This is a genomic window from Streptomyces sp. NBC_00358 (assembly GCF_036099295.1).
Lineage (GTDB): Bacteria > Actinomycetota > Actinomycetes > Streptomycetales > Streptomycetaceae > Streptomyces.
The window spans coordinates 978,348-999,937 of record NZ_CP107976.1 but is presented as its reverse complement, the minus strand read 5'-3'; the positions used below and the strand labels follow the sequence as shown (position 1 = coordinate 999,937).

The window sequence follows — 21,590 nt, the reverse complement described above, 5'->3', positions numbered from 1 at the left end:
CGAGTTCTCGCCGGGGCGGAGCTCGTCCCGTCGGCCGAGGTCACGGACGGGCGACTCTCCCGGTCGAGCGCTCGGGCGAGTTGACGGGCCCGGACACCGAACAGCGCCCGCCCCGAACGCGGGTGGCGACCCGCCAGGGAAGCCGGCCGGGACCGGGGCGGGACCTTCGGGCCCCCTCCGGGCTCCGCGCGCGCGGTGTCCGGAATGCACCTACGGTTGACGCACAGAGCGGCGCCCGCGGACAGCGACTCCTTCCGCCTCCAGCGCCCCCGTCAGCGCATCAGGAGGCCGGCCACCATGACCACAGCATCCGACACCCCTGTCCTGGACACCATCGCCGCCATGACCGTCGACTCCCTGGAGCGGTGCGGACTGCCGACGGACCAACTCCTGCTCACGCGCATCGCGGCGCTCGCGGCCTCGGACGCGCCGCCCATCTCCTACCTCGCGCACATCGATCCCGCCATCAAGGCCGATCTGACCATGGCCGCGGTGCAGGATGTCCTGGTGGCCATCGCTCCCATCGTGGGTACGGCGCGTGTCATGACGGCGGCGGGGAACATCGCGGCGGCGTTCGGCATCGCGATCGCCGTTGCCGAGGCGGAGATCGAGGCGGAGCCCAACGTCTAGGGCCGCCTCGTCAGGTTCTCCTTCCGTCGTCGGCAGGAGGCGGTCGCAAGCGGTCGCGGGCGGTCGCGGGCGGTGCGGGTGCCGGTCCGGCGGCGCGGCCGCCGATGGCCGGCACCTCGCGGATTCGCCGCATGGATTCACCGGTCGCCCGGGAGCCCGTCGCTCTCCGTGCCGGGCGTCCCCGGCGCGTTCCGCTGGAGCCTGCCTCGCTGGACCGCCGACACGAGAAGCCGGGCGGCCACGCCGATCAGCAGCAGGTTCACCGTCATCTGCCCCGTGACCAGCAGCCGGGCCGTTTGGCTGCGCGGACTGATGTCCCCGAAGCCCACGGTACTGAAGACCGTCATGGTGAAGTACAGCGCGTCGGTCCGCGACAGCGGCTCGCTGAAGCTGCCCGCCGCGCTGTGCTCCATCAGGTAGTAGACCGTCGCGAACAGGAGCAGGTAGAGCGGGAAGGTGGTCGCCAGCGCCTCCATCGCGCGCAACTCGGGCCGCGGGGCCCGGGTGATCTCGCGGATCTGCCAGGCCAGGAGCAGCGCCACCGCGAGGATGCCGCCCACGAGTGCGAGGACCGTGCCCGGGGTGAAGGCCGAGTCGAGCGGGAGCCGGTAGTAGGCGGCGACGAGAACGGCCGATGTCAGGAGCGACCGCAGGGTGGCGCGCAGCGTCTGCCGGCGACTGCTCCTCGACTTCCCGCCCACCGCTCCGCCCCGATGCCCGCCGCCGTGCCCTTGCGACCGAGTCGGCCCGCGGACTCAACCTTCCCGGTGGGCGGCGTGCCGTGCGGCAGGCGCACCACATGGTCACCTGGATGGCGGTGCCGTCCAGCAGCCTCGCCCCCCTTCCATCGCTGTCCGCTTCCTTCCGCCTGCTGTCCTCAGGGCCGAACGAGGGTGACCTCTCGGCGGTGGGAGTCCTGGACCTCGGGGGACCAGTCGCCGGTGCAGTAGACGGACACCTCGCTCATCGAGCCGTCGCGTACGTCGGCGCGGAGCAGTTCGCGGCAGTACCAGGTGCCGCCGGCGCCCTCCCAGCGCTCCTCGAACTCGATGACGATGCCGGTCTCGGTGACGTCGGCCCGGTGGCGTGGCACGCTGCCGAGGAAGGGATGGCTGGTTCGGCGCAGGGCCACGAGGTTGTCCCGGCCGGATGTCTGGAGCCGCCACTGGGGCAGGCTGAGGTCGACGAACACATCGTCCGTGAAGAGTCCGGCGGGGGCGCTGTTCGTCTGCAGGAACTCCACGAAGAGCTCGGCGAGTTCCTTGGCCCGGCGGGCGTCGAGGGCGCTCATGACAGTGCCTCCGCGAGATTGCGGCCGACGGTCCGCATGGTGCGGTCCAGCTCGGTGGTGGGGCTGAACTCGACGACTTCGGTCCCGGCGAAGAGGAGGGGCAGATGGCCCGGTGCGCCGTAATAGGCGTCCCCGGCGTGGAAGACCTCGTCGTGGTCGGCGTACCGGAAGACGATCTTTCCGGAGATCACCTGGCCCCAGTGCGGGCACTGGCAGCGGTCGTCGGGGAGCCCCTGGAACAGCGGCGCCGGATCCATGTCCGCCTTCATGGTCTCGTACGAGACGGTGTACGGGCCCACCTCGGCGTACCGGCCCTCGATCACCGGCTCGTCGACCTTGAGCTCCGCCTCCGCCTTGGCTGTGCGTGGCATGACGTCTCCTGACCTTCGTTCCGAGGCCGTACCCGGTTCGTACGGCGCCTTCACCCCGCAGGCGTGAGGTCGGACGGCACGGTGTGAGGTGACGGCTCACCGGCGTCGCTCGCGGACCGGTGGGCCCGGCCCGGGGAGTCACAGGCGCCAGTCGGGCGGGTTCTCGGGTTCGTAGACGCAGAGGGTGCCGGTGCGCACAGCGGTCTCCAGATGGCGTCCGAGCTCCGGGTGGACCTTCGCGACGCGGCGCACGGCGGCGCGGACCCGCGCCGTGACGGCGGTGCGGGCGCGTTCCGCGGGGGAACCGGCGCGGCGGACGCGGCCGCCGATGCCGTACGCGGCGGACAACTGGCGGACGAGGGCGTCCTTCTCCTCGGCGATCCGCCGCGACCGCCCGGCGTCCCCACTCGTGTCGGCGTCCTCGGTCTCCTCCTCCAGCTCCCGCAGCCGTCGCCGGTACGCGGCGCGCGCGGTGGCGTCGATCACCTCACCCAGGTCACCGGGAGGGTGCAGCTCCGCTGCCCCGGGCTCACCGGTGACGGCGGCGGGACCGGGCGCCGCCAGATCGACCGCCGGGACCGGGGTGCCCGGCCGCCCCAGGAGCACGGCGATGTCGTGCAGGCCCTTGCTGTCCGGGAGGCGGACCTCCCGGCCGGCGTAGACGAGGTGCCACAGTGGGCCTTCGCGGCGGAAGAGCGCTGCGGGAAGGCCGGAGTCCGGCCGGACAACGGCGGCGGGTGGCGGCGTCGCGGGATGGGGCGAATCCTGGGCCGGCCCATCGGTGGAGGCCGGGGGCGACGCGGTGTCGATCGTGCGTTCCCGCGCCCGGGGAGCGCCCCCGCCGGACGCCGTCGGTGCCGGAACGGCGGTCCCGTTCCCGTCCCGCGGACCGCGCCGGGTCTCCGCGGTCTCGTGCGAGATGCGCTCGGCGAGCGCGACCGCCCCGGCCTCCACGGCGGCCCGCACCGCGCGGTCGCGGTGGCGGCGGGCCGTGCGGTCGTCGCCCAGGGACCGGGCCAGCAGGGCCAGATGACGGTCGACCGGGCCGCGGATCGCCGCGCCGATGCCCTCCACCGCGAACAGGCCCGCGTACGGTGCCAGGGCGTCGTAGAGCGGGGAGGCGGCGGCATGCTCGCCCACCGCGCCGACGGTCTCCGCCGCCTGGGCCATCATCGGCAGCCACTCGCTGTCCCGGGGCGCCCGGAGCAGCGACGGCAGCACCGCGGTCAGCCGCCGTCCGGCCTCCTCGGGACTGCCCAGTTGCGCGGCGAGCAGGCCGAGCGTGACGCGGGGCCACACGCCGGGCATCCGCTCCAACGGCGCCCGGTCGCGCAGCTCCCGCAGCCTGTCCCGGTCGCCGGTCTCGGCGTACAGACACCAGCGCTGTGTCTCGGCGAGCAGCGCGGCGTTGCCGCTGCCCGCCGCTCCGCCCAGCGCGTCCACCTCGTCGAGCGCGTCGGCGCAGTCGTCGTACCGCCCCTCCATCAGGGCGCGGGTGCCGCGCCACAGCGGCACGTACCACTGGTACAGCGGTTGCCGCAGCGGCCTGGCCGCCGCCTCGTACGCCGCCGACTCGGCGTCGGCCTCGGTGAACGAGCCGGTCTCCATCAGCGCGACCAACCGCAGTCGACGGCCCAGGAGTTCGAGGGCGAGCTCACGCCCGGCACGGGCCACGGAGATGATCTCCTGGGACCATTCGAGGCGGTCACGGCAGTGGTCGGGGCCGGGCCGGGCGTCGCACAGGGCCGCGAGCGCCGGGCCGAGGGTCGTCGCGGCGCCGACCGTACGGGCGGTGGCCACCGCCTCCTCCGCGAGGGCGACCCGGCGCCCCTCGGGTTCGAGGAGAGCCGCCGCCAGGGACAGCCGGGCCGTGACGGCGGCCCGGAGCGCGGCGCGCTCCGGATCGTCCGCCAGCGCGGCCCGCGCCTCGCCCAGCAGGTCGACCTGTTCGCGGTCGGCGACATCGACCTCGAAGCCGACGGGCCCCGTACCCAGGCCGAGAGCGGCCCGCGCGAGCAGATCGGGCCGCCCCGCCCGGCGGGCCAGCGCGGCGGCGCGCAGCAGCGCGGAACGGGCCGCCGCCCAGTCGCCGGACCCGAGCCGCGCCGCCCCGAGGCCGAGCAGCACCTCGACGCGCGCGTCGGCGTCACGGAGCCCGACACCGGGGACCTCGCCACCCCGGACCACCCCGGAAGGTCCTCCTGCCCCGGCACCTGCACTGGCACCGCCATGCACCCCCGCCCCGGCAGCATCCCCGGCAACCGTCACCGCACCCGCGTTGGTGCCGGTCCCGGTGCCGGTACCGTTCCCGGATTCCTCCGGAGCGTCGAGGACGCCGGTCGTGTACGCCTGTTCGGCTCGCTCGTACCAGCGCGCCGCGTCCTCGAACGCGAGCAGCGCGGCGGCACGATCGGCGGCCTCCCGGCAGTACCCGGCGGCCTCACGGGCGTGTTCCGGGCCGGAGAGAAGGAGGTGGTGGGCGACTTCGGCGGGGCCGGTGTCGCGGCCGCGCCGGGCGTAGCCGGTTAGCACGGTCGCCACCGTGCGGTGCAGCCCGGCCCGCTCACCGGGTGACGGCCTCTCGGACAGGGCCTCGCGCAGGAGATCGTGCCGGAAGCGGCCCTCGTTCGCCCCGGCCTCCGCCAGGAGCCCGGCACCGGCCGCCTCCCCGAGCAGGGCACGCACCTCGTCGAGAGGCACCGCGGCGGCCTCGGCGAGTACGTCGAGCCGGAACCGTGTGCCCAGCAGCGAGGCGAGGTCCAGCAACCGCGCCGCGCGGGGGGAGAGTTCGGAACTACGGGTACGGACCGCGTCCCGGACCCGGACGGAGACGGCCGTGGCCGGGCCCCCGGGACCGGGCCCGTCGGGGCCGCCGCCCGCCCGCAGGAGTTCCGTCACGAAGAAGGCGTCACCGCCCGTGTACCGGGTCAGGGCCTGCACGGCCGAGGGCGCGGGCGCGTTGCCGGTCGCCGCGTCGAGCAAGGCAGCCACGTCCTTCTCCCGGAGCGGTCCGACCGGCAACGCGCGCCCGCGGCGCAGCAGTTGAGCGCGTGCCCAGGCGCGGTCGTGCCAGGCGGTGTCGTCGTCGCGGGCCGTGGCCAGCAACAGCACCCGGGCACCGCGCACGGCGTCCGCGGTCTCCAGGAGCAGCCGCAGCGAGGAGGCGTCGGCCGCGTGGACGTCGTCGAGGACCAGCAGCAGCGGGCGCTGCCGTGCAACGGTCCCCAGGACCTCGGTGACATCCCCCGCCAGCCTCAGCCGCGCGACCTCGGGGTCGGCCTCCGTCCGACCGCCTTCCGCGGACCCGGCCACCAGCGCCCGCAGCGACGGGGACCCGGCGACCAGCCGCCCGCACCGCACGTTGTCCACGACCAGCTCACGCAGCAACCGCGACCAGGGTCTCAGCGCGTGGTCCACGGCGTCCGGCGGGCACCAGGTCCACACCGTCCGAAAACCCTCGGCGCGAGCGGTGGCCTCCTCCGCGAGGCGGGTCTTGCCCGCTCCGGCCGCCCCCGTGAGGGTGACGAGCCCGCCCCTGCCCGCGGCGGCGCGCTCCCGCGCCTCCCGGAGTTCTCCGAGTGCGTCCTCGCGTCCCACGAAAGGGAAACCCGTCACCATGGCAGCCCTCGTCGGTCCTCCGGGTCGACCGGTCCCGCCGCTCCGAGCCGGTCCTCCACCGTTCCGCCCACCCCTTAGAGCCTAGGCAGGAGACGCGCGGGCCGCGAGCACGGACGCGCCGGTGCCGCGGTCCGGCGGCACCGGCGAGGGCCCCGGGTCAGGTGGTGGCAGGCGTGCGGACCACCGGCGGCGATCGCGGACGGCGGGTGAACACGTCCGCCTCGGCCGGGGTGCACCCCTCGGCCGGACGCAGGCCCGGCAGGTTGGGGTCACCCGGCGGCCCGGACCGGCAACTCCGCCCCGAATCAACCGTGTTGACGCGCGTCCTGGTGCTTCCGCCTGCCGTGCCCGGGGTGGTGGGCCGTCCGGTGCGGGCGGCCGGGACGGACGAAGACCCCGCCGCCCGGCTGGTTCACCGGACGGCGGGGTCTTCGCGGCGTGGGTCAGGCCGTCTTGATCGTTACCTCGATGTCGCCACGGGTCACCTTGGAGTACGGGCAGATCTGGTCCGCCTTCTCCACCAGCGCCTTGGCGGTGGCCTCGTCCACCGAGGGGAGGTGGGCGGTGAGTTCGGCGACGATGCCGAAGCCGGCGTCGTTGCGGCCGATGCCGACGCGGGCCGTCACGCTGGAACCGGTGATGTCGATCTTCTGCATCTGGGCGATGATTCCGATCGAGGCGTGGAAACACGCGCTGTAGCAGGCGGCGAAGAGCTGCTCGGGATTGGTGCCACCGCCCGTGCCGCCCAGTTCCTTGGGCTGGCTGACGACGATGTCGAGCTTGCCGTCCTCGGTGGATACGCGGCCCTCCCGGCCACCCTCGGCGGTGGCGACTGCGGTGTAGAGAGCTTCGCTGGACTTGATGGGCATCTCTTGCGTACCTTCCGTCGGTTTTGTGTGTACCTGGATCGGATGGACGGCGACCGGGTGGGCGGCATCCGGCGCGCGCCGCCCCTCGGAGGTCAGCGGGTGGTCGGTTTCGCCTCGGCCGTCCGCTCGGCGCCGGACGCCGTGCCCTGGGCGGACTGGCCCTGGGGCGCGGCCGGCGGGGCCTTGATGACGAGCCCGAGGCCCGCCAGGCCGGACAGGGCGGTGACGATGGAGCAGAACAGCAGCACGTGCCCGTAGTCGGCGGCGTCCGTGCTCGCCTTGCTGAGCAGGGTGGCCAGCGTGGCGATACCGAAGGCGCCGCCGACCTGGCGGGCCGTCTGGTTGAGTCCGGTCGCCGCCGCGAAGCGCAGCGGGGAGACCGAGAGGGCGGCGGCGGTCGACGTTCCCGTGGTGATCGCGCCCATGCCCGCGCCGGCCAGGATGCCGGTGGGCAGCCAGTAGCCGAGGAAGTCGGGCTCGTCCGGCAGGGTGAAGGCGAGGAAGAAACCGGTGCCCGCGAGCACGATCGCCCCGGCCACCACGACGACCCGCGGACCGTACTTCGTCTGGATCCTGCCCGAGTACAGGGCCACCAGGGTCGCCGCGATGGCGCCCGGGGTCACCGCCAGGCCCGCCTTCAGCTCCGACCAGTGCCACACCGAGGTGACGTAGAGGACGCCGACCAGGAGCCAGGCGAACAGGCAGGCGCCGTAGAAGAACACGGACAGGTTCGCCAGGGCGAAGGTCCGGCTGCGCCACAGGCTGGTCTCCACGGCCGGAGCCGAGTGGGTCCTGGAGCGCATCAGGGTGATCGCCATGGAGACGGCGCCCACGGCCAGACAGCCCACTGTCGCCGCGTCGCCCCAGCCCCAGTCCTCGCCCTTGGAGATGCCGAGGCTGAGCAGTCCGATGCCGAGCCCGAGCAGGATCGTGCCGATCAGGTCCGGCACCTTGCTGCTCTCCGGGCGGGTGGTCCGGGGAATGATGGGCGCGCGGAGCAGGAGCAGCAGGCCGAACGGGACATTGATCAGGAACAGCGACCGCCAGCCGAGGGTGTCGACCAGGACACCACCGATCGACGGGCCCACCGCGGCGGCGAACGCGGAGGCCGCGCTCCACTTGCCGATCGCGGCGCGCCGCTCCTCGGGCGGTGTGTCCATCAGGACGATGGCGAGGGACGCCGGGATCATCGCGGCGGCTCCGGCGCCCTGCAGGGCCCTGGCGGCCAGCAGGACGGGGATGTTCGGAGCCAGTGCGCACACCAGGGACATCGCCGTGAAGACGGCGATGCCGGCGGTGAAGAGGGAACGTCGGCCGATCACGTCCGCGAGGCGCCCCGCGGGTGCCAGCAGCGCGGCGAACACAGTGGCGTAGACGGTGATCACCCAGGACAGGTCCGCCAGGGCGGAGCCCTTGAAGTCCTTGTGCAGATCAGGAATGGCCAGGTTGACGATCGTCACGTCGAGGACGGCCAGGAAGGTCGCACTCGACGCGAGGAGCAGCAGGGGCACGTACCCCCGCTTGGCCGCCGCTTCAGCGGGCCCAGCGCTCATCGCTTAACACCTCCAACATACCGATGGTTGGAATGTATCTGTGTGAGTGCTCGGCCGTCAATCGGGTTGTCACTGAGCGCAGCCGACCCGTCGCTCGCACTGCCGGGTCTGCGCGCCGGGGGAGGGCCGTGCGCCGGCCGTGCGCGGGCCGGACGGGCGGCGAGCGGGAGCGCGTGCCCCGAGGGTCCGGGAGGTGGGTCTCGGGTCTCGGCCCCTGGGGCGCACGCCCCGTCTCAGGCCGTGTCCCTGGTCTGCGCCGTACCCCTGGTCCCCGTCGCTCCGTCGGCCCCCACGGGTCCCTCCGCCCCTGCCGCGACAGCCGCGTCCACCTCGGCGACACGGACCGCCAGTTCGTGGTTCTCGCGCTCGCGCTCCTCGCGGCGCTCGCGGTCCAGCAACTCGGCCTGCGCCTCGTCCGAGGCCATCAGGGCGAGCAGATCGCTCTTGGCCATGTCGAGGACACCCATGTCCTCGTACGCCCTCTTCACGGCCGGTCCCCACAGCCCGATGTCCTTCACGCAGGGGACGATCCGGGTGAAGAGGCGGGAGCGGAACGCCTGCATGCGGGGGCCCTTGTCCATGTACTCCATGCACTCGGCCATGTCGAAACCGAGGTTCTCCCAGACCTCCTGCATCCGGAAGCGGTCCCGCATGAGGTAGCAGCCCTCGACCACGAACTCCTCGCGCTCGGCCCTCTCCCGGGAGGTCAGCTCCGCGTAGTAGTCCCGAAGGGCCAGCCTGCCGAAGGCGACGTGCCGGGCCTCGTCCTGCATGACGTAGGCGAGGATCTGCTTCGGCAGCGGCTTGTTCGTCTTGTCCCGGAGAATTCCGAACGCCGCGAGCGCCAGACCCTCGATCAGCACCTGCATTCCGAGATACGGCATGTCCCACCGTGAATCCGAGAGGGAGTCGCCGAGCAGGCTCTTCAGATGGGAGTTGATCGGGTATTCCATCCCGATCTTCTCCTTCAGGAAACGGGAGAAGATCTCGGCATGCCGGGCCTCGTCCATCACCTGGGTCGCGGCATAGAACTTCGAGTCGAGATCGGGGACCGATTCGACGATCCGCGCCGAGCAGATCATCGCCCCCTGTTCACCGTGCAGGAACTGGCTGAATTCCCAGGACGCCATGTGGCGGCGCATTTCCCGCCGCTCGCGTTCGTTCAGTTTCGCGTACTGCCGGGAGCCGTACAGGGCGAGCGTGTTCTCCGGAGTGCCGAGCGCGTCGTACGGGTCGACCTCGGTCTCCCAGGCGATGCGCGCCGTGCTGTCCCACTGCTTGTCCTTGCCCTTCTGGTACAGGCTCAGCAGCCGGTCCCGGCCCTCGTCGTAGTTCCAGGTGAAGTGGGTGTCGCCTGCCGTGGGCAGCACCCACCGGTCGTCGGCGGTGCGCTCGGCACCGTGCATGGGGGTCTCCTCCGTATCCGGGTGCCGCCGCTCTTCCCCGGCTCACGCCCGGTGCGGCGGTGCGAGAAACGGCAGGACGCCGGCGCGGAGACCCACTGTGCAGCGGGACCGCTCCCCGGTCGCCATCTCGCCGTCGTACTCCAGGGACAGGGGCGCGCCGTCGGTGCGCTCCACGACGAAGTGCCGGCCCCGGGTGTAGATCACCCCGGGGCGTTCGACGTGCTGTCCCTCGCGGGTCAGGTTCAGCAGTTCGATCAGGTCGCAGGTGCCGTCGAACGCGCACAGGTCCAGCAGTCCGTCGTCGAGGACGGAGCGCGGCATCAGTTTGAACTGCCCGGCGCGGTACCGGCCGCCACCTATGTTGGTGAGCTGGACGGTCCCGTCGTGCACCACCTCGCCGTCCACCGTTATCCGCGCGGGGTAGGGCCTGTGCGCCGCCACGACCCGGGCCACCGCCTGCCGGTAGCGGTCGCGGCCGGCCAGCTCGGTGAGGCGGTTGGCGGCGGCGAGAACCTCGGCGACGACACCCGTTCCCGTGCCGAGCAGGGCGTAGGTGTCGCTCTCCTGAATGTGCGCCACGTCGATGTGCCGTACCCGGCGTGCGGGCCCGGACAGCGCCTCGGCCAGCGTCTGTCGCCAGGGACGGTCGGACCAGATCTCGCGGTAGAAGGAGTTGGCGGTGCCGACGGGTACGCAGAACAGCGCGGGCAGCAACGCCCCGGACCGCTCCACGCCGGCCCGGACGAGCCCGGAGGCCACCTCGCGGGTGGTGCCGTCGCCGCCTGCCACGACCACCAGGTCGGCGCCGTCGGCGACGGCCTTGACCGCGATCTCCTCGGCATGGCCGCGATACCTGGTCCCGATCACCGTGAGGTCCCCGACCAGTTCCGCGCAGGACCTGGCCAGTGTGCCGGCGTCGACGAGGTCGACGCGTCCCGCCCCGGCGAGGGGGTTGGTGATCAGTACACCGGAGTCCGCCCACCGGCCTGGCTGCATGCCTGAACTCCTCGGATCTCGACGGGCGGACGACCGGAACCTGACACGGAGCGGCGGAGAGAGCAGGATTCGAACCTGCGAGGGCGATGAAGCCCCGGTCCGGGATGCTTCCCGGATCCCCGTTGGGCCGCTACGGGAATCTCTCCTCGTACACCGAAGCGCTTGCCTCGAAGGCTTGCGGTTCGGTGCACATCTCCAAGGTGCCAGGGCGTTCTGAGATCTCTCTGACACGGCCCTCTCAGTGGCCCTGCGACGCCGCCAGATGCGCGCCGAGCTGGGCGAACACCGCTGACGCCAGCACGGCGTGGCCGCGCATCGAGGCGTGCAGCATGTCCGCGCTGAAGACGCTGCGGGAGCTGCTGGTGGGGTGGGCCCACATGTCGATGACGAGGGCACCGTGCCGAGCGGCCACCTTGCGCACCTGGTCGTTGAAGATCTCGATGCGACCGCTCAGGCCTCCGCCGCCGAGCTGTTCGGGGAAGACCTTCGTGATGTCCTGGATGGTGAAGACGAAGACGTCGGCGCCCCGCTCGCGCAACGGCCTTACCATCGCGTCGAGTTCGGCCTCCACGGCTTCCGCCGAGAAGTCGCGGGCGAGCATGTCGTTGCCGCCGCACACCACCGAGGCGAGGTCCGGACGGAAGTCCAGGGCCTCTTCGAGCTGTCCCGCCCGCACCTGGGCCGCCTTGAGATGGCGTACACCCAGGTTCAGGTACTCCATACCGGGATCGACCCGGCGCAGCGCCTCCAGGACCCGCTCCGCCCAGGGCGAGTCCGCGTAGCCGGGGGAGGACTCCCCGAGTCCTTCGGCGAGGCTGTCCCCGATGACCGCGAAGCGCTTCCAGGGGGCCTTGCCCAGCAACCGGTCGACCTCCTCGGGGGGCAGGACATGCGCGTCGGTCTCCTCGGCGGTGGGTCCTTCGGTCGTGGTCATGTCGTTTCTCCGTTCTCCCGCGCGGCGCGTTCGGCCGCGATCAGGCCCATGAAGTCGTCGTCCTTGCAGTAGGGATCGGCGCCGCCGTAGCGCCGTACGAGCTCGGGGACCCGCACCTCCTCGGTCGGCCAGAAGCCCGCCTGGCGAGCGGCCTCGGACGCGGTCTCCGCGGTCAGCCCGGTGACGTACGGCTCGCCCTGCGCGCCCACCTTGCGGGCCATCGACAGGGCGCCCTCGTAGCGGGTGGTGCCGTCGACGACGCTCTCGTCCATGTAGTCGAAGACGAGGCTGCTCCCTGGTGCGCACAGGTCGGTGAGGTGGTGCAGGGTGCGCTCGAAGGCGTCGCGGCGCAGGAAGAAGGTGACGCCCAGCCAGCCGACGACGCACGGCCGGCCGCTCACGAACCCCGCGTCGGCGAGGGCCTCGGTGAGCGAGTCGCCCGCCTCGAAGTCCACCGGGACGTAGGTCACCGACGGGGCGTCGACGGCCGCCTCCACCAGGGTTTCGAGCTTCGCGCGCTGGGTGGCGGGGTGGTCGACCTCGAAGTAGCGCAGCCGGTCGTATCCGGGCATCCGCAGCGCGGTGGTGTCGTAGCCGGCGCCCAGCAGCACCACCTGGCGGATGCCGGTGGCGACCGCGCGTATCAGCTGGTCCTCGAAGAACCGCTGGCGCAGCAGGATCTCCGCGATGAAGCCGCCGTGCGCGGAGTCCATCGCGGTCAGCCGGGCGATCGCCTCCTCGGACGTCCGGGGGAGCGGGGGCTCGGTGACGAACAGGGAGGCGAAGCGGTCGTCGAGCAGCCGGCGCGCGGGTTCGACGATCGCGTCGGCGGCGCGGGCGCGTGCGGTGAGGTACGCGGTGTCGCTCGGCAGACCCGATTGCATTCGGGTCGGCTGGTGCGGTGTCAGCATGGTGATTCCTTTCCGGAATTCGGCCCATGGGGAGCGCGGGAGAAGAGCCGGTGAGTGAAGGGCGCGTGTGCGTCGACTGTCTTACGCGCCCACTCCGGTAAGCCCCTGAGTAAGGGCGTATTCCGTTTTCCGGGCCCGGGGATTCCCGTTGTTTGCGAGGGTTCGGCGCCCTTGTCGCGTAACCGGAAAGAAGCAGGGCGGCGCAGGGTGACCGCCGTGGACGCCGCCGTGTGCAACGGCGGCCGTGAAGGAGACCGATGACCCTCACCGAAGAACTCTCGGAATGGGCCCATGCTCTGCGGTTCGAGGACATACCGCCGGATGTCGTGGACATAGCAAAGCTGCAGATACTGTCCCAGTGCGCGGCCATGCGCATCGGCGCGACGCATCCGCTGGGCCGGAAACTGGCCGCGGGCTTCGGACCGCCGCTGCAGCCCGATCCGCGGCGCGCCGCCTTCGTGCTCGCCGGACTCGGGTCGTGGCTGCACTTCGACGACACGGCGTTCGCCGGGCACCTGTCCAACTCGACCGTGGCCGTGCCCATGGCGTACGCGCAGAGCCAGGAGCTGGACGGGCGCGCGCTGCTGACCTCGGTCGTCGTGGCCAACGAGTGCGCCGCGCGCGTCACGGCGGCGGCCACCCTGGGGCCCTTCCGCGGGCAGAGCGCCACCTTCACCCATGTGATCGGCGCCATCGCCGGGCGGCTGCGGGGCGAGAACGCGACCGCGCGGCGCTGGGTCGACGCGATCGGCCTCGGCCTCGGGCTGCCGCCGCGCACCGTGCCGATCGGGTTCCTCGGCGGTGACGCCAAGGTCTTCAGCGCCTCGACGCCCGTCTCCGTGGGCCTGGACGCGTGCGACGCCGCCGCGGCGGGCTTCACCGGCAGCAAGGAGATCCTGGAACACCCGGACGGATTCCTGTCCCGGTTCGCCGCCGTGCCGCTGCCCGCCGCCGTGACCTCCGGGCTCGGGCGGCGCTGGCACACCCATACGACGTCGTTCAAGGTGCACCCCGGTGGTCCTGGCATGGACGCGGCGGTCGACTGCGGACTCGAACTCCACCGGGAGCTGGGGCCGGTACGGGCCCGGGACATCACCGGGATCACCGTGGACACCTCGCTCTACACGATGCTGGTGAACGCCCAGGCGGGCGTGTATCTGCGGGGCGCCGACTCGCCGGTGAGCGCGCTGGTGTTCGCGCTGCCGTACCTGCTGGCGACCGTGCTGCTCACCGGTGACCTGACCACCGGGGACTTCGCCGCCCCGGGAGTCGCGGACGAGGAGCGGTGGCGGCTCGCGGAACTCGTCGAGCCGCGCCTCGACGAACGGATGACCTACGACCTGTTCCACAGCGAGGTTCCCTTCGGCGAGGCGCTCCGGCAGGCGGGCCCCCGGGCCGCCGAGTGGCTGCGCCCGTTCGGCGCGCGCTGGAAGGACGACGGGCAGTGGCTGGTGGATCTGGTGGGCGAGCTGGAGGCGCCGAGCGAGGACTTCCGTTCCGCGCGGAAGGTGACGGGGGCGCGGGTGACCGTCGAGTTCCGCGACGGTCGTTCGGTGAGCCGGCAGGTGGACGTTCCGGTAGGAGCGGTGGGCGGACCGCCGGCCGCCTCCCTGGTGCGCGAGAAGTTCCTCGGCACCGGAGGGACCGCGGACACCGCCGACGCGATGGCCGCTCTGGAGACGGCCTCCGCCCAGGAGGTGACCAAGCTCCTGAACGCGGCGCTGGAGCGGACGACCGCATGAACCCGGCGCCCCCAGCGGCGGCGCCACTCCCGGCAGGCCCACGGCCCCCGGGGTACCGGCGACGCCGAAGCGCGGCCCGGCTTCCCGCGGGCCCACGGTCACCGGGGTTCCGGCGACGCCGAAGCGCGGTCCCGCTTCCCGCAGGTCCACGATCACCGGGGTTCCGGCGACGCCGAAGTGCGGTCCGGCGTCCCACAGGTTCACGGTCACCGGGGTTCCGGCGACGCCGAAGTGCGGTCCCGCTACCCGCGGGCCCACGGTCACCGGGGTTCCGGCGACGCCGAAAGGCGGTCCCGCTTCCCGCAGGTTCACCGTCACCGGGGTTCCGGCGAGGCCGAAGTGCGGTCCCGCTACCCGCGGGCTCACGATTATTGGGTTACCGGCGACGCCGAGACGCGGCCCCAGGGCCCGATGATGCGCCGGACCGATTCCCCGCACCCGTGGCCGGGTATCCCGAGGTCCGTCGGTCCGCGCCTGGCCATGGGGGAGCCGAGCAGGCTGGGGCCGGTCATGGGGGAGTGCGTGGGCCCGTGGTGAGGTGCCGCGGCGTGTGTGCGCCTGCGGCTGGGCGTCGGGGGGTCCGGTCGCCACTGGGGTACGGCGGAGTCCGTCAGGATGCCGCCGGGTATCGCGATGGCCTGCGCACGGCTGCCGGGCGCCGTCGAAGCCCAGGAACTGAGAGTCGTCGAGGCTCGCGAGGCGAGGGCCGGCTGGAGGGGGCCCGGTCGGGCAGCGGGGGCACGGGCAGGTCGAGGCCTGCCCTCCGACCCCCGGTCCGTCTCCCGATCGGTGTCCCATGTTCCGCCACCCCACGTTTTCGTGATCCGACCCGCCGCGGTCCGGTCGGCCGCGCGCCCGCGAGGTGCCGGCGCTCCCGACGCGGCCCGGCGGTCCGTCCGCCCAGCCGTTCCCTGCCGTCCGCTCAGCCCGTCAACGCCTCCTCGTACCAGCGGCGCAGTCTGGCGCGGGCCTTGGTGAAGGCGCTCTCGGCCGCCTTGAGGGAGATGCCGCGCCGGCTGGCGAACTCGCGGGTGCTGATGCCGTTGAGGCGGGCGACGATCACCTGGTGTTCGCGCCCGGCGAGCCGGTCGACCTGTTCCAGCGCCCAGGCCTCCTCCTGGGCCGCGCAGATCAGCTCCTCCGGGCTCGCCGTGACCTCGGCGCAGGGGCCGCGCAGCAGCCGCCGGGCGCGCTCGTCGCGGCGGTGGATGTCGATGCAGAGCCGCAGGGTCACCGTGGTGAGGAACGGGCCGACCCGGCTCTCGTCGAGGTCGCGGAAGGTCGCCGCACGGATCAGGGCCTCCTGTGCGCAGTCCTCGGCCTCCTGGTCCCCGGAGAGCCGGGACCTCGCGAGCCGGTGGATGCGCTCCCGGTGCGGGAGCAACAGTTCCCATCGGTCAGCGGGAACCTGTGCGCCGGGAGGTGCGGGGCTGTGCATGGCTGATGACCTCCTTGCCGGATACGGCCAGAGGGACGGGGACCTGCCGCGGGCCTGGACTCGGGGTTGGCGCCCTGCGGCCGTGATGTTACATTCCAACCGATGGTATGTCTATGAAACCGAGGATCGGTGAACTCTCGGTACGAGGGGGAGACGCTAAGATCGAACGATGGACGTTTTCGGGGGGTCAGGAGGGCGGGTCGGATCCATGGGCAGCCAGCAGCGGGTACGCCGATCGCAGGAAGAGCGTTCTCGTACGACGACGAACGAACTGCTCTCCGCCGCTCGCAAGCTCTTCGCCAGAGACGGGTACACCGCGACCTCGCTCGACGCGATCTGTGAGGAGATCGGGGCGAGCAAGGGCGCGCTCTACCACCACTTCAAGAACAAGCGGGACCTGTTCCGCGCCGTCTACGAGGCGGAGGAGAGCCGGCTGTCGAGCGCCATCGCGCAGACGTTCACCCTCCACGAGGACCCCTGGGACGGCCTGTACGAGGGCATGCGCGAGTTCCTGGTCATGTCGATGGAGCCGAGCACCCAGCGCATCACCCTCATCGACGCGCCGGGAGCGCTGGGCTGGGCGGAGATGCGGGCGATCCGCTCGGACTGCCGGCGCATGATCGCCTACGGTCTCGGCCAGTTGCTCGGCAGGGAGCGTTCGCGCGCGGACGTGACGGCCGTCGCCTCGATGGTGCACGGCGCCGCCTGCGAGAGCGCCGTCGCGCTGGCCCACGCCGACGGCGACGCCGACGAGTTGCTCGATGCCACGCTGCGCCAGTTCCGTCTGCTCTTCTCGTCCTTCGCCAAGGCCTGACGGGTTTCCGGGCCGGCGCCGAAGTCTCACCGGCGCTCGTCCGCGGCACCGGCGAGATGGGCGCCGAGCCCGCGGATCACCGAGGCGGCGGCGATGGCATGACCCCGCATGGTGGGGGTGCTGCCGTCGGCGCCGTACACGTTCCGGTCGGCGGCCGCCGCGTGCGCGGCGAGGTTCACATAGATCGCGCCGTGCCTGAGGGCCACCGCCTGTTTGCGCTCGGCCAGTTCGCGCAGCCGGATCCGGAGGCGCTCGGTCTCCTCGTCCGTACCGGGCCCGTAGCGGGTGATGTCGAACCAGTTCAGCAGCAGCACGTCACCCCCGTTGTCGCGCAACGGCGCCACCACCCGGTCGAACTCCCCCTCCACGGTGTCCGCGTCGAAGGGGTCGCGCAGCAGTTCGCTGCCGCAGCAGGTCAGCGCCGTCAGATCGGGCTTGAACTCCAGTACGCGGCCGAGCTGCCGGGACCGGATCTCGGCCGCCAGCCGGCCCTTCCTGCCGAGGTTGAGATACGCGAGGCCGGGCTGGACCCGGCGCAGGGACCCGGCCACCCGATCCGCCCAGCCGTCACGGCCGTAGCCCTCGGCCGGCTCTCCCCGGCCGTCGGCGACCTCGTCGCCGATCACCAGGAAGCGCCGCCAGCGCGCCCCCGCCAGACAGGCCTCCGCCTCTGCGGTACTCAGGCAGTGCTCATCGCTCTCCTCGCGCCGCAGCGCGGTCTCCGTACGCATGGTTCCCCCGTGTGTCGCACTCTGTGGTCCGGCGAGTGCACACCGTACTCCCTGGATTCGATGGTTCGAACGACGCTTTCGCGCCGGACGGCCGTGCTCGCAACCGCCCCCGCCTCACACCGACTTGGTGACCCGCAGGACCTGCCAGATCGCTCCGAGACTGGCGCCGTGCTCGAAGGCGAGATACTCCGGCAGCACCACCTGCGGACCCCACTTCTCCTTGTACGCGAGCTGGGTCGAGGCCGGGTAGACGGCGTGCCCGTGCTCGGCGAGCAGCCGCATGAACCGCCCCGTCATCCTGCTCGCCCCGGCCGGCTCGTGCTCCGGGGCGAGGCCGGTGAACGGGGTGAAGCCGAAGTGCAGCCAGTCGGCGCCCTCCTTGATGAAGGTCTCCGTCGCGTGCAGGTTGACCGCCTCCATCACCCCCGGCGGGGCGTCCGGCAGCCGCCTGCTGAGGTCGTGCAGCCAGCCCGGCCGGCTGCCGTGGGCGGGACTGTAGGAGATGTACGAGACCGGTCCGGAGTCCAGCGTGCCGACGAAGAGCCGCCGGTGCTGCTGCGCGGGGCCGCCCAGTTGGCCCACCAGGAACTCGATCTCCTTGACGTGCCGGCCCTTTGAACGGAGCCACGCCTTGTCGATCCGCTCGATGCTCCGCGCGCACGTCTCCCAGTCCGTCTCGGCGACCGTCAGACCGCTGCGCCGGGCGCGGGAGATCTTGTTGCGCAGCTTCACGAACTTCGAACCGCGCAGGCTGAATCCGGTGAGGTCCAGCGAATACGACGAGCCCACCTGGTTGATGGTGAAACCCTCTTCGTGGAACAGGCCGAGATCCTCGCGCTGCAACTGGATTCCCACGATCGTGCAGCGCTGTTCACGCGCGAAGGAGCGGAACGAACGCAGGAGGGACGCCCGTTGTTCCGGAGCGGCGAACACCCCGCCGAACTGGACGAGATGGTGGCCGGAACGCCGGTAGACGACGAAGCCGTCGCCACCCCTGTCGCGGAAGTACTGGTTCCCCTCATTGAGCGCGAGGAACGCGCTCGGATTGTCGGCGTGCTTCTCCACGGCCGACAGCAAACCGGAGTGGACGCCGTCGCTCGCGTCCGCCGCGGGTGCCGCCGTCCGCCGTATCCGTGATCGATTCACCGCACCGCCCTTCGAGGATCTGCAGGAACGCCCGGAACTCTTTCAGCGGGGACGTGAAGCCGACTGAAACAACGGTCTCAGAACCGTCTCAGCGCTTTCTCAGAGGCCTTGGCGAAGGTTGCCGTCGAATCAGTCGAAGTTGGTCTACAGAAGGCGGGGGACCTGGGGTGACCAGCGTTCAGTTGTCCGCTCCGGCCGGCCGGCGACGCGGCGGGATTTCCGCTCGGCGGTTGCGTACGTACCGGTCCTATGTGAACGGAGAATGCCTGGACGGCGGTGAGTGGGTCTATGTCGTCGGCGCCGACGCACTGCTCGACGACGCGTTCGCGAGCCTCAGCCTCAAGCGCAAGCTGGAGCGCGGGCAGCGGGAGCCCGACGAACTGCCCGGCAGCATCGTGGCCAAGGTGGCCAAGGCGGACCGCGACACCGTCGCGCTGGCCGTGGAGGCCGCGGCCGAGGCCGCTCCGCGCTGGGCGGCGTTCCCGCTCGACGTACGGCTCACCGAGCTGGGCCGTCAGATCCACCGGCGCATCGTGGAGCGCGCCCAGGAGATCGTGGACGTCCTCGTGGACGAGGGACATCCGCTGCCGCTGGCCCGCTGGCAGGTGTCCGGCATGCTCGACTGCTTCGGGCCGCAGTCGCTGGGCTTCTACCGGTCCCAGATGCTCCAGGAGTTCCGGCAGAACGACCGGCAACTGGCCGTGCGCAGGCTCCCGGACGGCGTGGTGTGCCTCAACCCGCCGCAGAACGCACCGCTGTCCAGCACCCTGCTGGGCGCCACCGCGATCATGGCGGGCAACTCCCTGGTCGTCCGCGCACCGCGCAGCGCCCCGCTGGGGGCGATGTACGTCCTGCACGAGATCGTCGTCCCGGCACTGGAGGAGATCGGCGCCCCGCCCGGCACCCTGAACGTGGTGTGCGGCGACCCGGCACCCATGCTCGCCGCCTGGCTGCGGAGCCCGAAGGTCGACGACATCATGTACTTCGGGAGCAGCGAGAACGGCATCACCTTCGAGGAACGATGCATCGCGGCCGGCAAGAAGCCCATCCTGGAACTGGCCGGAAACGACGCCGTCGTGGTCTGGAAGGACGCCGATCTCGAACTGGCGGCGGAGGCGATCACCGAGAGCTTCTTCGGTTCGGGACAACTCTGCATGATTCCGAACCAGGTGCTCGTGCACCCGGAGGCCGCCGATCGGCTCATCGCGAACATCGTCCGTCTTGCCGGTCATATCCGCCCCGGATACGCCTGGGAGGAGGATGTCCTCCTGACACCCGTCCTGCGCAACGAGAAGTTCTTCTCCTGCCTGCGGGACGCCGTGGAGAACGGCGCGGAGATCGCCTGCGGCGGGCACGCCATGCAGATCGACGAGACCCGCGACACGGCCGGCATCTTCCTGGAGCCCACGGTGGTCGTCGTCCGCGGACTGGAGGACGCCCGGGAGATCGACGCCGTACGCGACGAGACCTTCTTTCCGCTGATCCCGGTGGTGGTCGCGGAACCGGCACCGGACGCCGAACTCATCGACAGTTTCGTCGACTTCGTCAACTCCAACGCCTACGGCCTGCGGAATTCCGTATGGGCCCGCGACCGGGCGGTCGTCGACGCGTTCGTCGCCCGGATCACCACCGGCGGAATCCTGAAGGTGAACGACTCGCACATCGGTTTCCTCCCCTATCTGCCGACGCACGGCGGTACGGGCCTGACCGGCGGCGTCTTCGGCGAGGCCAACTACCCGATCCTGCGCACCTCGCACGTCCAGGGGCTCAGCGTGAGCACCGGGTCGCGTCCCCGTGACGCGGTCTTCGGTGCCTGGCGGGCCATGGACCGGCGAGAGTGCTGAACACCCCGTCCGCGCACTAGGAGAGAGCTGCCATGCGCCCATTGGATGCCGCGCGCGAGACGTGCGAGAAATTCATGCCCGGACTGCTCGCCGGACTCGGCGAGTTCCCGCTGACCGAACTGGAGTCCCCGGACTCTCCCGCCATCGCCCTGTTCCGTCGTCACGGGGGACCCCAACTGGTCATCCCCAAGACCTACGCCGGCTCAGGCGCGGGTCCCCGGGAGGCACTGCAGGTCACCCGCGCCCTCGGAGCGGCGGCGCCTTCGCTGGCGGTGGCCACGACCATGCACCACTTCTCCGTGGCCACCCTGTTCACCCTGGCCGACAGCCTGCAGGCCGGCGGTGCCGAGTGGGCTCTCCTGGAGGGCATCGCGGAACAGAACCTGCTGGTCGCCTCCGGCTTCGCCGAGGGCCGCACCGGCCAGGGCATCCTGACCCCGTCCATGCGGGCCACCGTCGTCGAGGGCGGCTACCGGATCAACGGCTCGAAGAAGCCATGCAGTCTGTCGCGGTCGATGGATCTGCTCACCGCGAGCGTGGCCGTGCCCGGCGAGGACGCCTCGGCCGTCCTGCTGGTGCCCAAGGGCGTCGACGGCCTGTCGGTGCATCCGTTCTGGGCGAACTCCGTCCTCGCGGGCGCGGAGAGCGACGAGCTGCGGCTGGAGGACGTGTTCATCAGCGAGCAGCAGCTCATGCGGACGGAGCAGGCCGACCAGGGGGCCATGGACAACCTCCAGACGGTCGGGTTCATCTGGTTCGAACTGCTCATCTCCGGTTCGTACCTCGGGATGGCGAGTGCCCTGGCGGAACGCGTCGTGGAGCGCGGCCGGGGCACCGACTCCGAACGGGCGCGGCTGCTGTGCCGGCTGGAGGGCGCGGCACTGCTCCTGGAGGGCATGGCGCGGATGATCGAGCAGGGGGAGACCGGCGACGAGGCGCTCGCCAAGTCCCTGATCGCGCGGTACGCGGCGCAGGACGCCCTCGCGGAGTCCGTGCACCAGGCCGTCGAACTCCTCGGCGGGATGGCGTTCATCGGCTCGCCGGACGTCGCCTACCTGGCGGCGGCCTCGCACGGACTGTCCTTCCACCCGCCGTCCAGGTCGAGCATCGCCGGCCCGCTCCTGGAGCACCTGGCCGGCCGACCGCTGCGGATCGCGTGAGGCCGGCGATGACCGTGTCCCCGGCCTCCGCCACATCCGTACCGTCACAGCCGCCGTCACAGCCGCCGTCACAGTTACCTTCGCCTTCGCCTTCGCCTTCGCCTTCGCCTTCGCCTTCGCCTTCGCCTTCGCCTTC

General features: G+C 71.8%; 18 protein-coding genes and 1 tRNA gene. 5 read left to right on the top strand and 14 right to left on the bottom strand.

Annotation, left to right across the window (positions count from 1 at the left end; all coding sequences use genetic code 11):
- Window positions 1–297 precede the first annotated feature (297 nt).
- On the top strand, window positions 298–630 hold the full coding sequence (locus OHT01_RS04160; RefSeq protein WP_328551738.1) for a carboxymuconolactone decarboxylase: 333 nt from the start codon (window positions 298–300) through the stop codon (window positions 628–630).
- A 137-nt stretch (window positions 631–767) separates the two neighbouring features.
- Here the strand turns inward: OHT01_RS04160 and OHT01_RS04155 are convergent, their stop codons facing one another.
- The 11 genes from OHT01_RS04155 to OHT01_RS04105 all read right to left on the bottom strand — a co-directional run bounded on the left by OHT01_RS04155 (window position 768) and on the right by OHT01_RS04105 (window position 12,579).
- Complete coding sequence (locus OHT01_RS04155) at window positions 768–1,331, bottom strand: potassium channel family protein (protein WP_328551737.1); 564 nt, start codon at window positions 1,329–1,331, stop codon at window positions 768–770.
- 176 nt (window positions 1,332–1,507) lie between these two features.
- The gene (locus OHT01_RS04150; protein WP_328551736.1) at window positions 1,508–1,921 is read right to left on the bottom strand and encodes a hypothetical protein; all 414 of its coding nucleotides are present in this window, start codon (window positions 1,919–1,921) and stop codon (window positions 1,508–1,510) included.
- The gene (locus OHT01_RS04145) at window positions 1,918–2,292 is read right to left on the bottom strand and encodes a hypothetical protein (RefSeq protein WP_328551735.1); all 375 of its coding nucleotides are present in this window, start codon (window positions 2,290–2,292) and stop codon (window positions 1,918–1,920) included. The genes OHT01_RS04150 and OHT01_RS04145 overlap by 4 nt, the downstream gene beginning before the upstream one ends.
- A 138-nt stretch (window positions 2,293–2,430) precedes the next feature.
- Window positions 2,431–5,889 (bottom strand): ATP-binding protein, encoded by a 3,459-nt coding sequence (locus OHT01_RS04140; RefSeq protein ID WP_328551734.1) that lies wholly within the window; start codon window positions 5,887–5,889, stop codon window positions 2,431–2,433.
- A 464-nt stretch (window positions 5,890–6,353) separates the two neighbouring features.
- Window positions 6,354–6,779, bottom strand: a complete 426-nt coding sequence (locus tag OHT01_RS04135) for an organic hydroperoxide resistance protein (RefSeq protein ID WP_328551733.1) — start codon at window positions 6,777–6,779, stop codon at window positions 6,354–6,356.
- Between the two features lie 92 nt (window positions 6,780–6,871).
- Window positions 6,872–8,332, bottom strand: a complete 1,461-nt coding sequence (locus OHT01_RS04130) for a DHA2 family efflux MFS transporter permease subunit (protein ID WP_328551732.1) — start codon at window positions 8,330–8,332, stop codon at window positions 6,872–6,874.
- A gap of 233 nt (window positions 8,333–8,565) precedes the next feature.
- Window positions 8,566–9,738 (bottom strand): ferritin-like domain-containing protein, encoded by a 1,173-nt coding sequence (locus OHT01_RS04125; RefSeq protein WP_328551731.1) that lies wholly within the window; start codon window positions 9,736–9,738, stop codon window positions 8,566–8,568.
- A 42-nt stretch (window positions 9,739–9,780) separates the two neighbouring features.
- A complete protein-coding gene (locus OHT01_RS04120) occupies window positions 9,781–10,734 on the bottom strand; it encodes a diacylglycerol/lipid kinase family protein (RefSeq protein ID WP_328551730.1) in 954 nt (317 codons plus the stop codon).
- Between the two features lie 54 nt (window positions 10,735–10,788).
- A tRNA-OTHER gene (locus OHT01_RS04115) sits at window positions 10,789–10,880 on the bottom strand.
- Window positions 10,881–10,972: 92 nt separating this feature from the next.
- Entirely contained in the window at window positions 10,973–11,668 is a 696-nt protein-coding gene (locus OHT01_RS04110) for an SGNH/GDSL hydrolase family protein (RefSeq protein ID WP_328551729.1), read from the bottom strand.
- Window positions 11,665–12,579: a class I SAM-dependent methyltransferase gene (locus OHT01_RS04105; RefSeq protein WP_328551728.1), complete on the bottom strand. Its 915-nt coding sequence runs from the start codon at window positions 12,577–12,579 to the stop codon at window positions 11,665–11,667. The genes OHT01_RS04110 and OHT01_RS04105 overlap by 4 nt, the downstream gene beginning before the upstream one ends.
- A gap of 257 nt (window positions 12,580–12,836) precedes the next feature.
- On the opposite strand from OHT01_RS04105, the gene OHT01_RS04100 reads away from it, so the two are divergent.
- A complete protein-coding gene (locus OHT01_RS04100) occupies window positions 12,837–14,321 on the top strand; it encodes an MmgE/PrpD family protein (protein ID WP_328551727.1) in 1,485 nt (494 codons plus the stop codon).
- Between the two features lie 922 nt (window positions 14,322–15,243).
- On the opposite strand, the gene OHT01_RS04095 is transcribed toward OHT01_RS04100, so the two are convergent.
- Complete coding sequence (locus OHT01_RS04095; RefSeq protein WP_328551726.1) at window positions 15,244–15,759, bottom strand: RNA polymerase sigma factor; 516 nt, start codon at window positions 15,757–15,759, stop codon at window positions 15,244–15,246.
- 208 nt (window positions 15,760–15,967) lie between these two features.
- Here OHT01_RS04095 and OHT01_RS04090 point away from each other — a divergent pair, with 208 nt between their 5' ends.
- Window positions 15,968–16,573 (top strand): TetR/AcrR family transcriptional regulator, encoded by a 606-nt coding sequence (locus OHT01_RS04090; RefSeq protein WP_328551725.1) that lies wholly within the window; start codon window positions 15,968–15,970, stop codon window positions 16,571–16,573.
- A 26-nt stretch (window positions 16,574–16,599) separates the two neighbouring features.
- Here OHT01_RS04090 and OHT01_RS04085 read toward each other — a convergent pair whose 3' ends face one another.
- The gene (locus tag OHT01_RS04085) at window positions 16,600–17,304 is read right to left on the bottom strand and encodes an SGNH/GDSL hydrolase family protein (RefSeq protein WP_328551724.1); all 705 of its coding nucleotides are present in this window, start codon (window positions 17,302–17,304) and stop codon (window positions 16,600–16,602) included.
- Between the two features lie 114 nt (window positions 17,305–17,418).
- Window positions 17,419–18,381, bottom strand: a complete 963-nt coding sequence (locus OHT01_RS04080) for a bifunctional lysylphosphatidylglycerol flippase/synthetase MprF (RefSeq protein WP_328558017.1) — start codon at window positions 18,379–18,381, stop codon at window positions 17,419–17,421.
- A gap of 320 nt (window positions 18,382–18,701) precedes the next feature.
- Between OHT01_RS04080 and OHT01_RS04075 the strand changes: the two genes are divergently transcribed.
- Together OHT01_RS04075 and OHT01_RS04070 are read left to right on the top strand one after the other, a co-directional pair.
- Window positions 18,702–20,294, top strand: coding sequence for an aldehyde dehydrogenase family protein (locus OHT01_RS04075; protein WP_328551723.1), 1,593 nt, complete (start codon window positions 18,702–18,704; stop codon window positions 20,292–20,294).
- A gap of 32 nt (window positions 20,295–20,326) precedes the next feature.
- The gene (locus tag OHT01_RS04070; RefSeq protein ID WP_328551722.1) at window positions 20,327–21,454 is read left to right on the top strand and encodes an acyl-CoA dehydrogenase family protein; all 1,128 of its coding nucleotides are present in this window, start codon (window positions 20,327–20,329) and stop codon (window positions 21,452–21,454) included.
- The last annotated feature ends 136 nt before the right edge of the window (window positions 21,455–21,590 follow it).

Bases quoted from the DNA above. Each gene is read 5' to 3' on its own strand.
- OHT01_RS04160 (WP_328551738.1), top strand. From the start codon at position 298: ATGACCACAGCATCCGACACCCCTGTCCTGGACACCATCGCCGCCATG.
- OHT01_RS04125 (WP_328551731.1), bottom strand. From the start codon at position 9,738: ATGCACGGTGCCGAGCGCACCGCCGACGACCGGTGGGTGCTGCCCACG.
- OHT01_RS04145 (WP_328551735.1), bottom strand. From the start codon at position 2,292: ATGCCACGCACAGCCAAGGCGGAGGCGGAGCTCAAGGTCGACGAGCCG.
- OHT01_RS04110 (WP_328551729.1), bottom strand. From the start codon at position 11,668: ATGACCACGACCGAAGGACCCACCGCCGAGGAGACCGACGCGCATGTC.
- OHT01_RS04085 (WP_328551724.1), bottom strand. From the start codon at position 17,304: ATGCGTACGGAGACCGCGCTGCGGCGCGAGGAGAGCGATGAGCACTGC.
- OHT01_RS04150 (WP_328551736.1), bottom strand. From the start codon at position 1,921: ATGAGCGCCCTCGACGCCCGCCGGGCCAAGGAACTCGCCGAGCTCTTC.
- OHT01_RS04095 (WP_328551726.1), bottom strand. From the start codon at position 15,759: ATGCACAGCCCCGCACCTCCCGGCGCACAGGTTCCCGCTGACCGATGG.
- OHT01_RS04120 (WP_328551730.1), bottom strand. From the start codon at position 10,734: ATGCAGCCAGGCCGGTGGGCGGACTCCGGTGTACTGATCACCAACCCC.
- OHT01_RS04135 (WP_328551733.1), bottom strand. From the start codon at position 6,779: ATGCCCATCAAGTCCAGCGAAGCTCTCTACACCGCAGTCGCCACCGCC.
- OHT01_RS04100 (WP_328551727.1), top strand. From the start codon at position 12,837: ATGACCCTCACCGAAGAACTCTCGGAATGGGCCCATGCTCTGCGGTTC.
- OHT01_RS04105 (WP_328551728.1), bottom strand. From the start codon at position 12,579: ATGCTGACACCGCACCAGCCGACCCGAATGCAATCGGGTCTGCCGAGC.
- OHT01_RS04130 (WP_328551732.1), bottom strand. From the start codon at position 8,332: ATGAGCGCTGGGCCCGCTGAAGCGGCGGCCAAGCGGGGGTACGTGCCC.
- OHT01_RS04090 (WP_328551725.1), top strand. From the start codon at position 15,968: ATGGGCAGCCAGCAGCGGGTACGCCGATCGCAGGAAGAGCGTTCTCGT.
- OHT01_RS04070 (WP_328551722.1), top strand. From the start codon at position 20,327: ATGCGCCCATTGGATGCCGCGCGCGAGACGTGCGAGAAATTCATGCCC.